The sequence below is a fragment of the Roseobacter litoralis Och 149 genome, from assembly GCF_000154785.2.
GTDB classification, from domain to species: Bacteria; Pseudomonadota; Alphaproteobacteria; order Rhodobacterales; family Rhodobacteraceae; genus Roseobacter; species Roseobacter litoralis.
The window spans coordinates 1,868,498-1,881,533 of sequence record NC_015730.1; the positions used below are offsets into that span (position 1 = coordinate 1,868,498).

The following is a 13,036-nucleotide window of genomic DNA, read 5'->3' on the forward strand; positions in this document are numbered from 1 at the left end:
TTTTCGCGGAATGACTTACTTTCCCGCAATACGGGCATTGGCGCTCAAGGCTTGAGCGATTGCACCGGCAAGCCGTGCGTTGTTGCGCACCAAGGCGATGTTTGCGGTCAGGGAACGACCCTCTGTCAACTCATAGATGCGCTGTAGCAGATAGGGGGTGACCGCCTTGCCCTTGATGCCATGCTGTTCCGCATCGGCCTGTGCCGTCGCGATGATGGGCGCAAGTTCTGCCGCGGGAATTTCGTCTTGGCTGGGAATTGGGTTTGCAACCAGCTGACCGCCGGGCAATCCGAGATCAACGCGCATCTGGTGGGCCGCCGCGATATCATCGGCGTTATCCATGCGCAGGGGTGATTTGAACGTGGATGCCGCACTCCAGAAAGCGGGAAAGCTATCCTGACCAAGGGTAATGACGGGCACGCCCTGCGTCTCAAGCACCTCAAGTGTTTTGGCCACATCCAGAATGGCCTTGGCCCCGGCGGCGACGACTGTCACGGGGGTTTGCGCAAGCTCCAGCAGGTCAGCGGAAACGTCAAAGCTTGATTCCGCGCCGCGATGGACCCCGCCAATGCCGCCGGTCGCAAAAACCGAAATGCCCGCAAGGTGGGCTGCGATCATTGTCGCCGAAACGGTCGTAGCACCTGTACCGCCTGTGGCCATGCAGGCGGCAATGTCAGCGCGCGAGAGCTTGGCAACCGATTTCGCTTGCGCGAGCGCTTCGAGTTGATGCGGCTCCAGCCCGATGTGAAGCGTCCCATTCATCACCGCGATGGTCGCTGGCGTCACGCCTTCGCCGCGCAAATCATCTTCGACCTGTCGGGCCACCTCAAGGTTTTGCGGGTACGGCATACCATGCGTGATGATGGTGCTTTCCAGCGCCACGATCGGGCGTCCGGCGGTTTTTGCCGCGGCCACTTCGGCCGAATGAAGCAGGGGTATGTTGGTCATGAGGGTGTCTCTCCGGATACATAGGTTGCGGCGGCTTTGAGGGCGCGGTCGAGGGCGGCGGCGGGCGCCAACCCTTGGGCCTCGGACGCGATATGGGCGGCCATGAAGGTATCGCCCGCGCCGGTAACGCGGGCGACAAGCACTTGAGGCGGCGTTTGTGTCAGCAGGCCATCCGGTCGCCCTTCGGTTGCATCTGCACCGCCGTCGGTTACCAACACCCGTGCCGCCCCCCTGTTCAAAAGGGTTTCCGCAGCCGCGCGGGATGTCTTGAACGACTGGTTACAGAGCAAACCGGCCTCTTCAAGGTTGACGTAAAGCGTGCCACGCCCCTGTTTCACGAACGGGAATAATCGCTCGGCTTTGCCGGGCGAGGCGGGCGCGACGCGCAGATCAGCGGATGCGAACAAGGGGCTCTGCGCAATGTCACTGAGCAATGCGAGCGTCAGATTGCCATCCAGTGCCACGCGACCCTGATAGGGCGCGTGTTCGCTGGCCAAACGCCCATCCGAGAGCGGTGCAAGGATCTTCGCGCCGGCCGCTTCAAGGGAATGCGCATCGGCAATGGCCGCGATCAGACCGTTTGCCCCTTCGACCGCCATATAACGGTCCGTGGGCAGGTCGTCAGATCGATATACCAAACCGGTAACCATGCCGCGTGCGGCACATGCTGCCAGCAATTCATCTCCTTCGGGGTCATGCCCGACCGCCGTCAATAAGGCGGGTGTCAGTCCAAAGCGGGCCAATGTCATCGCGATATTCATTGCCACGCCACCGGGCAGGCGTGTGATGCGGCCCGGGACGTCTGATCCCTGCCGCATGGCACTTGCCGAGCGGCCAATCACATCCCACAAGACGGAGCCGATGCACAGGATATCAGGTTTGGAATTCATGCGGTCTTGTGACGGGGAACCCACAGAGGATCAAGCCCCTGTCGCGCGGGTTCATTCAGAGGGGACAGAAAAGGTCAACGCAGCCCATAGGGTTTCCCAGACCGGCGTGTTTTCAGAACTGCCCGCCAGCGGGTTGGGGCGCAAAACGACGGCGTCAAAAAGATAATCATGACCGGGTTTGACAGCAATAGTGGCATTACCGGTGGCGCCCGTCCGAAACAGGGACACCACCACAGTTCCATTTGCGTCACGTTCAAATACCTCAACCTGCGCATCGGGCCTTGGCGATCCGTCATAGGTCAGGAGCACCTGCATCTGCCCGTTGAAATCTGCGCCATAGGGATTGGTCAGCGCAGTGAACTCCGTTTCCAGTCCAAAGGTGCGATCCGCGCCACGCCCGTGCCCGACGGCGATCAAGGATTTGACGTGCCGGGTGTAGCTTTCGCGAAAACCCTCTTTCGGCCAGCCCATGTTTTCGTGCGTTTCTACAGCGTCGCGAAAATCCTTATGTGCTGCGAATTTCAAAAATTTCTCCCACGCGCGATACGTCAGGCTGGATGCGGTGGTTTCGTGCAGCACGATCAGCAGCCCGTCAGGTTGATCCGACGTTTGCAACGCGGGGATGTCCCCCATACGACCCGTGACTGGGCGGACCAATTCACCAGCAACCGTATCGAAACGAGTGAAGCGTTTGTCGAACCACGCCTGCGTGGTGCCTTTGAAGTTTTCCCCGTTTTTCAGGTTTGCCTGAACCGGCGCACCGCTTTCGACTTGATATTTTTCCGGTTCAATCCAAAACTCGTGACAGAAGGCGGGTCCGGCACAAAAGGCCGTCAGAATGATCGAAAGGCGCAGAAAGCCCATGGTGACATCCTTTGTTAATGCAGTATCAAAGCTGTGCCTTTTTCTGCTGGTGTCAACGCTCTTTTGGGGCGGGCAGGTAAAGCAGAGCGCTGCGCATGAGGTGGTGCCGACGATTGCCGATATGACTCTGGCGGAAAACGGCCAGCTTGTGTTTGATTTCCGCATCAACATCGAGGCGTTTCTGGCCGGGATCGATCTGGATGCGGTTGAGGATACGGATGAGGACAGCGCTGCATCCGATTATGATGCGCTGAGGGCCTTGCCCAACGACGATATCAGCGCGCGCGCACAGGAAATCATCGACAGCTGGAACGCGTTGCCGTTTTTGACAGCCGATGGCGCGTCGCCCTTGACCCTCGGGACCATCACGATGCCCGAAGACGTCGATTTTGAATTGCCGCGGATTTCCCAGATGCAAGTGAGCGCGCAACTGCCGCCGGAAACCGCGTCGGTGACAGTCAATTGGCCCGCAGGTTCAGGCGCTCTGGTGCTGCGTCAGCAAGGGGTTGAGGCCCCCTACACCGGCTATCTGGATGGTGGCCAGTCCAGCGAACCGATCGCGCTGGCCGGTGGGGATGCGCAAAGCCCCACCACCGCGTTCATGAGCTATATCCCTGTCGGCTTTGATCATATCCTGCCCAAAGGACTGGATCACATCCTGTTTGTATTGGGCCTGTTCTTTCTGTCCACAAGGTGGGGGCCGTTACTGTGGCAGGTCAGCGCCTTCACGTTGGCGCATACGGTGACGCTGGCACTTGGCGCGATGGGGTGGGTCAATGTGCCCGGCAGCATTGTGGAGCCTTTGATCGCGGCATCTATCGTCTATGTGGCTGTCGAAAACCTGTTTCAGCGGGGCCTGACCAAATGGCGCCCCTTTATTATCTTTGGGTTTGGCCTGCTGCACGGGTTGGGCTTTGCCTCTGTGCTGGGCGAGTTCGGATTGCCCGAAAGCCAGTTCATTCCAGCGCTGATCGGGTTCAATGTTGGCGTGGAATTGGGTCAGTTGATCGTGATCGCGCTGGCGGCTCTGATCCTGTTTGGCTGTACGCGTCTGGCCAGACGATCCGATCTCTCCGAAGCGGAACAGCCCGTCGGGACCTATGCGGTGATGTTCCGCGCTGTGTCCATTCCGGCCTCGCTGATCATCGCCGTGATCGGGGCCTATTGGTGTGTGGAGCGGGTGTTTCTCTAAACCTAGCCCATCGCTTCGAGCAATTCACCGAGGCGCTGCGCGGGGTTCTCCGCCGTCCAGACTTCTTCGCCAAAGGCGAAAAAGTCCGTGAAGGGTGTCAGCTGCGCGATCCTTGCGGCGTCCAGACCGCCTTCTGCGACCACTGGGACCTCGATGACCTCGGACCACCATTCAAACACCTCTTGTTCGACATAGCTGCCATCGCCGAGGGCGGAGGCCGCGACCGGTCCGAAACAGACGTAATCTGCACCTGCTTCACCGGCAGACATTCCATCATGTCTCGATGTGCCGCAAAAGCTGCCGATGATCGCCTCGTCACCGAGAAGCTTTCGTGTTTCACGTACGGACCGGGCCGCATCACTCAGGTGCACCCCGTCCAGCCCAAGGCGATCCGCCAGAACCGAATGATCGCTGAGGACCAGTGCGATATCGCGCGCATGGGTGATTTCACGCAAGGCATCTGCCGCGCGCGACAGGGTGTCTTCGTCCCGCGTGGCCAGATCCAGCCGCACGCAGGCCACCTTATGGGTATCAAGAACCTGTGCCAGCACGTCGGGAAAGCTGCTCAACTCAAACTCCGGTGGCGTAATGAGATACAACTGCGGTTTTTCGGGCAAATCCATGAGCACTGTCCTTGTGGTCTGACGTGAGCAAAGCCCTACCGCAGACGATTGGGAATGAAAACGCATTTGACCCCGGCATGTCAAAATTGCGCCGCAGTTGTTGCAGCCCGTTGCAGTGCGCCGCAGCGCAAAGTAAGACGCAAGGATGAGTGAGACACGCAATAATCCAGCGACACCAGCCTTTGTTCTCGTGCGTCCGCAGATGGGTGAAAACATCGGTGCGTCGGCGCGCGCAATGTGGAATTTCGGACTGGACCGCATGCGTGTGGTCGCCCCGCGGGACGGTTGGCCAAATCAGGCAGCCGTCGCTTTGGCGAGCGGTGCGGGTCGGCTTTTGGACAACGCATCACTCAGCCCTGATCTGCCCGCCAGTATCGAGGATTGTTCGTTCGTCTTTGCAACCACCGCACGCCCGCGCGATCTGACCAAACCGGTGTTCAGCCCCGAAGAAGCCATGCGCGCGGCCGCAGAGCGGATTTCTGCAGGCGAACGGGTGGCCGTGTTGTTCGGGCCAGAACGGGCAGGGTTGGAAAACGAGGATATCGCCCGTGCGAATGCGATCATCTCAGTGCCCGTGAACCCCGACTTTCCGTCATTGAACCTCGCGCAATGCGTTTTACTTGTGGGTTATGAGTGGATGCGCGCGACGGGCGATGTGACGCCGCAAGCCGTAGAAATGTCCGGGACGGAGTGGGCGGAAAATATCGAGGTCGAGCATCTGGCAACGCATTACGAAGACCGGTTGGAAGAGATGGGTTTTTTCTTTCCTGCGCATAAATCGCAGTCCATGCGCATGAACTTGCGTAACTTCTGGAGCCGGATGCCGATGACACGGGCGGATGTTCAGATGCTGCACGGTATGATGCGGCAGATGGTCCGCTGGAAGACACGCGGCGACTAGTCGCGCTGGACCTTGTATGCGCATCCCCCTAGGGTCGCGGCGCGACAGATTGAGGATAATCAATGAGCAGCAAACGCAAGTTGTTTGAAGAGGTCGGGACGGCAGAGGCGGCAAAACCCGCCGTGCAACCCGGTCTTATCGACAAGCGACACACCGGAGCCAGAAAAGCCATTCGCGTGTGGTTGCAGATTCTTTTTGCGCTGGTCTTTGTCATGATCGCGGTTGGCGGGCTGACCCGGCTGACGGACAGCGGTCTGAGTATTACCGAATGGCGCCCGCTGACCGGTGCATTGCCCCCCCTGTCTGAGGCGGAATGGCAATCGGAATTCGAGAAATATCAGGCCATTGATGAATTCCGCATCCAGAACCAATGGATGCAGATGGCGGATTTCAAGATCATCTATTGGTGGGAATGGGGTCATCGCCAGCTTGGACGTGTGATCGGCGTCGTCTGGGCCCTTGGCTTTGGGTATTTTGCGCTCAGACGGCAGGTGCCTGTCGGCTGGTACGGAAAGCTATTGTTCCTCGGCCTGCTTGGCGGCGCGCAGGGGGCGATCGGCTGGTGGATGGTTGCCTCTGGTGTGACGCAAGGGGAAGGCGTCACAGATGTGGCCAGTTATCGCCTCGCCACCCATCTGGGTCTGGCGTTCATTATCCTCGGATTCATAGCGTGGTACATCATGGAACTGGGCCGCAGCGCGCCCGATCTGATGCAGGCGCGGCGGGTGAAAGAGGCAAAACAATGGGGCATGTCGACCGGGCTTTTGCATTTTACGTTTCTGCAAATTCTCCTCGGGGCACTGGTTGCAGGCATTGATGCCGGTCGCAGCTATACCGACTGGCCCATGATGGGCGGCCAATGGTTTCCGTCGACCGCGCTTGTGCTCGAACCGATGTGGCGCAACTTCTTTGAAAGCCCGGGGTTGGTGCAATTCATGCACCGGGTGACGGGATACGTATTGATCCTGTTCACCTTCGTGGTCTGGCTGCGGGGGCGTAAATCAACACATCCCCATACCCGCTTTGCCTTTAATGCCGTTTTGGCGGCAATGACGTTGCAGATTGCCCTTGGGATCGTGACGGTATTGTACGGCGCACCCGCCCATATCGCGATTTTCCACCAGACTCTGGCGGTGATCGTCTGGGTGCTGATCCTGCGCGCCCGGTTCCTGAGCGGATATCCCATTGCAACCTCTGTGAGGGGAACCTGAAAATGGCCGATGCTTATACCGACCTGATGGCCTTTAGCCGCGAAACGCAGGCGCTGGCCGCCATTGCCGGACGGCTTGAATGGGATCAGGAGACCATGATGCCGCGAGGTGCCGCAGCGCAACGTGCGGAAGAGTCTGCAGCGCTTGAGGCGGTCCTGCATGCACGGCGGACCGATCCGCGCATGGCCGACTGGATCGCAGCGGCTGAAACAAACAGCACGGACAATGTTGCCAAGGCGCAGTTGCGCCATATTCGCCGCGGTTTCGAGCGCGCCTCCAAAGTACCAGCGGCGCTTGCGAGCGAACTGGCGCGGGTCACATCCGCCGCACAGGGCGTTTGGGCTGAGGCGCGTGCAAATGACGATTTTGCAGCCTTTGCACCCACGCTGGAAAGGGTGATTGCCTTGCGGCGGGAAGAGGGCGCGGCCCTCGCAGCAGGGGGCGACGTTTATGACGCGCTCCTGTCTGATTATGAACCCGGGACAACAGGCGCAGAACTCGAAGCGATGTTTGGGGCTTTGCGCCCGGAACTCAGGGCGTTGCGCGCCGCCGCTCTTGAGGCCGCTTCGCCCGCACAGGTGCAAGGCCGGTTTGACCCGGACGCACAGATGAAGCTGACGCTGAAACTGGCAGAAGCCTTCGGCTATGACATGCAGCGCGGGCGTGTCGACAAGGCGGTGCATCCGTTCAGCTCCGGGTCCGGCCTTGATGTACGGATCACGACACGCACCAGCGCAAATGATCCCTTTAACTGCATCTATTCGACAATCCACGAGGTCGGGCACGCCTGTTACGAGCAAAACATTGACGATGCCTATCTGCTCACGCCCTTGGGCAGTGGTGTGTCGATGGGTGTGCACGAAAGTCAAAGCCGCATCTATGAAAACCAATTGGGCCGCAGTCGGGCCTTTACCGCTTGGTTGTTCGGTGAAATGCGCGACGCGTTTGGCGACTTTGGTATCCCTGATGAGGATGCGTTTTACGCAACCGTCAACCGGGTGAACAATGGGTTCATCCGTACCGAATCTGATGAGCTTCAGTACAACCTGCATGTCTTGTTGCGCTTCGATCTGGAGCGGGCGCTGATTGCGGGTGATCTGACCGTGCGCGATCTGGAAGCTGCATGGAACGACCGCTTCCTGGCCGATTTCGGATTCGCGGTCGATAAACCCTCAAACGGTGTGTTGCAGGATGTGCATTGGTCGGTGGGCCTGTTTGGGTATTTCCCGACCTACAGCCTCGGTAATGTCTATGCCGGGTGCCTTCATGAGGCGCTGCGGCGTGCAGTTCCGGATCTGGATACGCAACTGGGGCAGGGTGATACGCGCACAGCAACCCGTTGGCTAAAGGACAATGTGCAGTGTCATGGCGGGCTTTACGAGCCGCGCGACCTCATTGAGCGCGCAACCGGCGCTGCCCCAACAGAAGGCCCCTTGCTTGCCTATCTCAAGGACAAATTCAGCCGGATTTACGCGTTGTAACTGCGTTGAATGCGAGCGTCGGGCCGCGCGTTCGCTGCTGCCCGTTCTTGCAATGCTAGTTCAGAACACCGTCGCCATCTTGGTCTGACGTGGCAAAGTCCTCGTTCATTTGCAGCAGAAATTCATCTTCTGAAACGGATCCGTTTGCATCGTTGTCCAGCATGTCGAAAGCATCACCGATCAGGTGATCGTCGACCTCATCCGGTGACAAAACGGAGTCCTTGTTGCGGTCCATTTTTTCGAAAGCGAAATCTGCAAAGCTGTTATATTCCGCTTTCGAAACAGCACCATCCCCGTTTTTGTCAAGCGCTTCGAGGTGTCCTTGGTTCAAGGGTATTTGTTCCGCAATCGCCGGAAATCCAGCGGCGACAAACACAGGCAGTATCAGATAAGTCAGTTTCATTTCGATATCTCCCATTAACACGCAAAGGATTGACCGGCCACTGCGCCAGCCCCGGCGCCACCAGCGCGCAGAATGTCCTGACCTGAGCCTCCGCCGAATTCATTGCCGATGGCACCACCTATTATGGCCCCGGCAATCGTGCCAGTCGCGCAGGCAATGTTGTGTTGGCGTTGTTGCTGTTGTTCAGGGGTCGCGGCAGGCCCACAGGCCTGAACCGCGAGAGCGGCCGAAAAGAGCAATAGTGTTACGGGTTTTATCATCTAATGTCGCCTCCTGTTGTTCGTACCAGTTGTGATTGCCGTGGCAGGTCTAATGTCCCGACAATGAAACCTGATGCCACTGACTCTAAGACTCGTCGTCGCCGGTTTCTTCCTCGCCCTGATCTGCAATCCACGCGACGCTGACGACCTCTTCGCCCTTGCCGGTGTTGAAGACTTTGACCCCACCCGCCGAGCGTGAGCGGAACGATATTCCCTCCACGGGGACGCGGATCGATTGGCCCTTGGACGTGGCGAGCATGATCTGGTCATCCATCTCAACCGGGAAGGACGCCACGATTGGTCCACCGCGCATCGCCTTGTCCATTGCCTGAACGCCCATGCCGCCGCGGCCGCGCACCGGGTAGTCGTGGCTGGAGCTCAACTTGCCCGACCCTTGCGCGGTGATCGTCAGGATCAGGTTTTCCGCCGCCGACATCTTGGCATAATCGATCTCGACGCTTTCGCCGGTGGTTTCCTCTTCTTCGATCTCGGCATCATCCGCCAAACCTGCCATGGCGCGGCGCATCTTGAGATAGGCGACACGTTCGTCCGAAGTGGCGTTGAAATGACGAATGACCGACATGGACACGACCTTGTCGTCGCCGGTCAGCCGCACTCCCCGCACCCCGACGGAAGAGCGTGAATTGAACACCCGCACATCTGTGGAGGGAAAACGGATCGCGCGACCCGATGCGGTGACCAGCATCACATCATCATCCGGAGATGCGATGCGTGCGTTGATCAGCGTGGTTTCGGCGTGTTCATCCTCGAACTTCATCGCGATCTTGCCGTTGGATTTCACGTTTGTGAAATCGGACAGCGCATTGCGCCGCACGGTGCCTGCAGACGTAGCAAAGACGATCTGCAATTCGGACCAGTCTTTTTCGTCACGGTCGATGGGCAGGATGGCCGCGATGGAGACCCCCTGCGGGATCGGCAGAATGTTGATAATCGCCTTGCCCTTGGAAGTGCGCCCGCCCTGCGGCAGCCGCCATGTCTTGAGCTTGTAGGCCATGCCATCCGTGGTAAAAAACAGCAATTGCGTGTGGGTATTGGCCACAAACAGCGTGGTGACGACATCGTCTTCCTTGAGGCTGCCGCCCGACAGGCCCTTGCCGCCGCGCCGCTGGCTGCGGAAATCGGCCAAAGGCGTGCGTTTGATATAGCCACCTTGGGTGACAGTCACGACCATGTCCTCGCGCGCGATCAGGTCTTCGTCTTCCATGTCACCGGACCAGTCGACGATTTCGGTGCGGCGTGGCACGGCAAACAACTCGCGCACCTCGCGCAGTTCATCCGAGATAATGCTCATAATGCGATCACGCGATCCCAGAATATCAAGGTATTCCTTGATCTTGCCCGCCAGTTCTTCAAGTTCGTCGGTGACTTCCTTGACGCCGATCTGGGTCAGACGCTGCAGGCGCAGATCAAGGATCGCGCGGGCTTGTGCTTCTGAAAGATTATACGTGCCGTCATCATTCGCCGTATGGGTCGGATCATCAATCAGCGCGATATAGGGCAGGATGTCCTGCGCCGGCCAGCGGCGGGTCATCAGCTTGCTACGCGCCTCGCTTGCATCCGCAGAGGATCGGATCGTCGCGACAACTTCGTCAATGTTTGTAACCGCAACGGCAAGACCACAGAGCACATGGCTGCGTTCGCGCGCTTTGCGCAACAGATACGCCGTGCGGCGTGCCACAACTTCTTCGCGGAAATCGATGAAATAGGTCAGGAACTTGCGCAGCGTCAGCTGTTCAGGGCGGCCGCCATTCAGCGCCAGCATGTTACAGCCGAAATAGGTTTGCAGCGGCGTGAACCGGTATAGCTGGTTCATCACCACCTCAGCCGTCGCATCACGCTTCAACTCGACGACGACACGCACGCCATTGCGATCGGATTCGTCCTGTACGTGTGAAATGCCTTCGATCTTTTTCTCGCGCACCTGTTCGGCGATCTTTTCGATCATCGTCGCCTTGTTCACCTGATAGGGGATTTCATCAACGACGATGGCCCAGCGGTCCTTGCGGATTTCCTCGACCCGCGTCTTGGCGCGTATTATGACGGACCCGCGGCCCTCAAGATAGGCTTTGCGTGCACCGGTGCGGCCCAGCATGATGCCACCCGTCGGAAAATCCGGGCCGGGAACATAGTCGATCAATTGTTCAGACGTCAGGTCCGGTTCCTCGATCAGCGCCAGCGTGGCGTCAATCACTTCACCCAGATTGTGGGGCGGAATGTTGGTCGCCATGCCAACCGCAATACCGCCAGCACCATTGACCAGCATATTGGGAAAGCGGGCGGGCAGGACAGTCGGCTCTTTTTGTTTGCCGTCGTAATTGTCCTGATAATTGACCGTATCCTTATCTATATCGGCCAACAGATAGGCAGCGGGCTTGTCCATGCGCACTTCGGTGTAACGCATCGCCGCCGGGTTATCGCCGTCCATCGAGCCAAAGTTACCCTGACCATCCAATAGCGGCAGGGACATTGAAAAATCCTGCGCCATACGCACAAGCGCGTCATAAATCGCGCTGTCACCATGCGGGTGATACTGACCCATCACATCGCCAACCGGACGCGCGGATTTTCGGTAGGATTTGTCGTGCGTGTTGCCCGTTTCGTGCATCGCGAACAGGATGCGCCGGTGCACCGGTTTCAATCCATCGCGCAGATCCGGGATCGCGCGGCTGACAATGACCGACATCGCGTAATCCAGATAGGACGTGCGCATTTCTTGTTCAATACTGACAGAGGGTCCATCGTAAACAGGGCGCTCCGGGCGCATTTCATCATCACTATCAGGGGGTTGTGGTGTATCGCTCACGTTGTCTGCCCATTTTTTGCGCCGGGTCTATATCTTGTATGTTCACCATAACAGAGCCCGTACATAAGGTGCAATCCAATTGTCTTGCGATGCTTGGCAGCCACCTTGCTCAAGTGCCAATACGTTGTTTTTATTGAAAAGTAATTTTTTCATGGCATGCTGAAGAGACAGTACGCAAAAAAGAGGGAAAAATGGTTCAATCAGAAACAGAGTTGATGCTTAAAGGGTATGGGTTGACCACGGCTGAGTTTTTTTACCACATGCCGGACTATACGCATGTGTTGAACAGTTACATCTGGCAGGATTACGACCTGGCCCCGGATCATCCGAAACTATTTAAGTTCGTTGAGTTTTGGCAGTCGGAAATTGAAGGCCCCCTGCACTCGGTGCGTTTTACCCATCGCAAGATGGTGTCGCCGGGGGAGTGGCGTAACGTGACGGGCGAATTGACGATCCACTGACATTCCGCGCGTTTCAGGCAGAGCAACTCGCGCCCCCCAGCACGCAGAATTTTGCACAGTGCGGGTGATTCAACGCGACATCCTGCTCGGCTTGCTCCAGCGTCTCGCCAAGCTCGAACTCGGGCGCGTAAGGTAAGAGTGTGCAGGCGAGCACGGCCGGTGACGCCGCACCGCGCCGTTTGACCACCATACGTGACGATGCGCACATCATGCCATCGGGTGACTTGTCCAGAATACCCCAGCATGCGGTGGTAATTTCCGGCACCTCAACGGATACGTCCATCTCCGGAAACAGTACTGTGACGGCCGGGTTATGCGCATCAATATCAAACCCATGCTGCGCAAAGAACGCAGCATAGCCTGCGCGGCTTTCCGCCTCGCTCTGTGCCATGATAGAGCGGCCCGCGACTGCCATGGTAAAGCCATTGTCGCGCAGCCATTTCATGCCGGCCAGCGTTTTGCCAAAAGCGCCGACGCCACGTTCGTCATCATGCAGGGATGCATCGTAGTGATCGACTGAAATGCGCAACGTCATTTTGCCGGGGTAGGCCGCATTCAGGGCCAGCAACCCGGCCTGCATGTTCTTGCGCATCATCGGGCGCATGGCATTGGTCAAAACCAGCACGTCATATCCGCGCTCAAGAGCCGCCCGCGCCAGATCGATCATCTGAGGGTTCATGAAGGGTTCGCCGCCAGTGAAGGCGATTTCAGTCACGGGCCATGCGCGTTTTTCAAGCTGGTCCAGATAACTGCGCACCTCATCCGCTGAGATATTGACCAGCGCATCATTGGTTGGGCTGCTTTCAATATAGCAGTTCACGCATTCAATGTTGCACAATGTGCCTGTGTTGAACCAAAGCGTCTTGGGATGCGTCAGCCTGACACGCGCGCGCGGCTCACCTTTGGCAGTGATTTCAGGGTTTTGGAACTTTCCAATGTTTGCCTCAAGCCGGTCTTTCATCTGCCAGTCGCTCCCTG

Annotated in this window: 13 protein-coding genes; 5 read left to right on the forward strand and 8 right to left on the reverse strand. The window is 58.1% G+C overall.

The genetic code is table 11. From position 1 onward, the window contains the following. Positions 1-15: 15 nt before the first annotated feature. The 3 genes from RLO149_RS08830 to RLO149_RS08840 are packed head-to-tail and all read right to left on the reverse strand — an operon-like array spanning position 16 to position 2,702. Positions 16-948, reverse strand: coding sequence for a pseudouridine-5'-phosphate glycosidase (locus RLO149_RS08830; RefSeq protein WP_013961735.1), 933 nt, complete (start codon positions 946-948; stop codon positions 16-18). Continuing rightward, positions 945-1,838 (reverse strand): PfkB family carbohydrate kinase, encoded by an 894-nt coding sequence (locus RLO149_RS08835; RefSeq protein WP_044025272.1) that lies wholly within the window; start codon positions 1,836-1,838, stop codon positions 945-947. Before RLO149_RS08835 ends, RLO149_RS08830 begins: the two co-directional genes overlap by 4 nt. Before the next feature lie 51 nt (positions 1,839-1,889). Next, positions 1,890-2,702: a DUF4198 domain-containing protein gene (locus RLO149_RS08840; RefSeq protein ID WP_013961737.1), complete on the reverse strand. Its 813-nt coding sequence runs from the start codon at positions 2,700-2,702 to the stop codon at positions 1,890-1,892. On the opposite strand from RLO149_RS08840, the gene RLO149_RS08845 reads away from it, so the two are divergent. Next, a complete protein-coding gene (locus tag RLO149_RS08845) occupies positions 2,701-3,894 on the forward strand; it encodes a HupE/UreJ family protein (protein WP_013961738.1) in 1,194 nt (397 codons plus the stop codon). The two genes, RLO149_RS08840 and RLO149_RS08845, sit on opposite strands and share 2 nt — an antisense overlap. A gap of 2 nt (positions 3,895-3,896) precedes the next feature. On the opposite strand, the gene RLO149_RS08850 is transcribed toward RLO149_RS08845, so the two are convergent. Next, complete coding sequence (locus RLO149_RS08850; RefSeq protein WP_013961739.1) at positions 3,897-4,517, reverse strand: thiamine phosphate synthase; 621 nt, start codon at positions 4,515-4,517, stop codon at positions 3,897-3,899. A 145-nt stretch (positions 4,518-4,662) separates the two neighbouring features. Here RLO149_RS08850 and RLO149_RS08855 point away from each other — a divergent pair, with 145 nt between their 5' ends. From RLO149_RS08855 to RLO149_RS08865, 3 genes are all read left to right on the forward strand, one after another. Continuing rightward, positions 4,663-5,418, forward strand: a complete 756-nt coding sequence (locus RLO149_RS08855) for an RNA methyltransferase (RefSeq protein ID WP_013961740.1) — start codon at positions 4,663-4,665, stop codon at positions 5,416-5,418. A gap of 62 nt (positions 5,419-5,480) precedes the next feature. Next, positions 5,481-6,629 carry a heme A synthase gene (gene ctaA, locus RLO149_RS08860; protein WP_013961741.1) on the forward strand — a complete coding sequence of 383 codons (1,149 nt, stop codon included), beginning with the start codon at positions 5,481-5,483 and terminating at the stop codon, positions 6,627-6,629. A gap of 2 nt (positions 6,630-6,631) precedes the next feature. Next, positions 6,632-8,110, forward strand: a complete 1,479-nt coding sequence (locus RLO149_RS08865; RefSeq protein ID WP_013961742.1) for a carboxypeptidase M32 — start codon at positions 6,632-6,634, stop codon at positions 8,108-8,110. Between the two features lie 55 nt (positions 8,111-8,165). Here the strand turns inward: RLO149_RS08865 and RLO149_RS08870 are convergent, their stop codons facing one another. The 3 genes from RLO149_RS08870 to gyrA form a co-directional block, all read right to left on the reverse strand. After that, positions 8,166-8,513, reverse strand: a complete 348-nt coding sequence (locus RLO149_RS08870; protein ID WP_013961743.1) for an EF-hand domain-containing protein — start codon at positions 8,511-8,513, stop codon at positions 8,166-8,168. Positions 8,514-8,527: 14 nt separating this feature from the next. Beyond that, complete coding sequence (locus tag RLO149_RS08875) at positions 8,528-8,773, reverse strand: glycine zipper 2TM domain-containing protein (RefSeq protein WP_013961744.1); 246 nt, start codon at positions 8,771-8,773, stop codon at positions 8,528-8,530. An 85-nt stretch (positions 8,774-8,858) separates the two neighbouring features. Further along, entirely contained in the window at positions 8,859-11,597 is a 2,739-nt protein-coding gene (gene gyrA, locus RLO149_RS08880; protein ID WP_148264334.1) for a DNA gyrase subunit A, read from the reverse strand. Positions 11,598-11,788: 191 nt separating this feature from the next. On the opposite strand from gyrA, the gene RLO149_RS08885 reads away from it, so the two are divergent. Next, on the forward strand, positions 11,789-12,058 hold the full coding sequence (locus tag RLO149_RS08885) for an usg protein (protein ID WP_013961746.1): 270 nt from the start codon (positions 11,789-11,791) through the stop codon (positions 12,056-12,058). A 13-nt stretch (positions 12,059-12,071) separates the two neighbouring features. Here the strand turns inward: RLO149_RS08885 and RLO149_RS08890 are convergent, their stop codons facing one another. Then, positions 12,072-13,019 carry a radical SAM protein gene (locus RLO149_RS08890; protein WP_013961747.1) on the reverse strand — a complete coding sequence of 316 codons (948 nt, stop codon included), beginning with the start codon at positions 13,017-13,019 and terminating at the stop codon, positions 12,072-12,074. Positions 13,020-13,036: the final 17 nt, after the last annotated feature.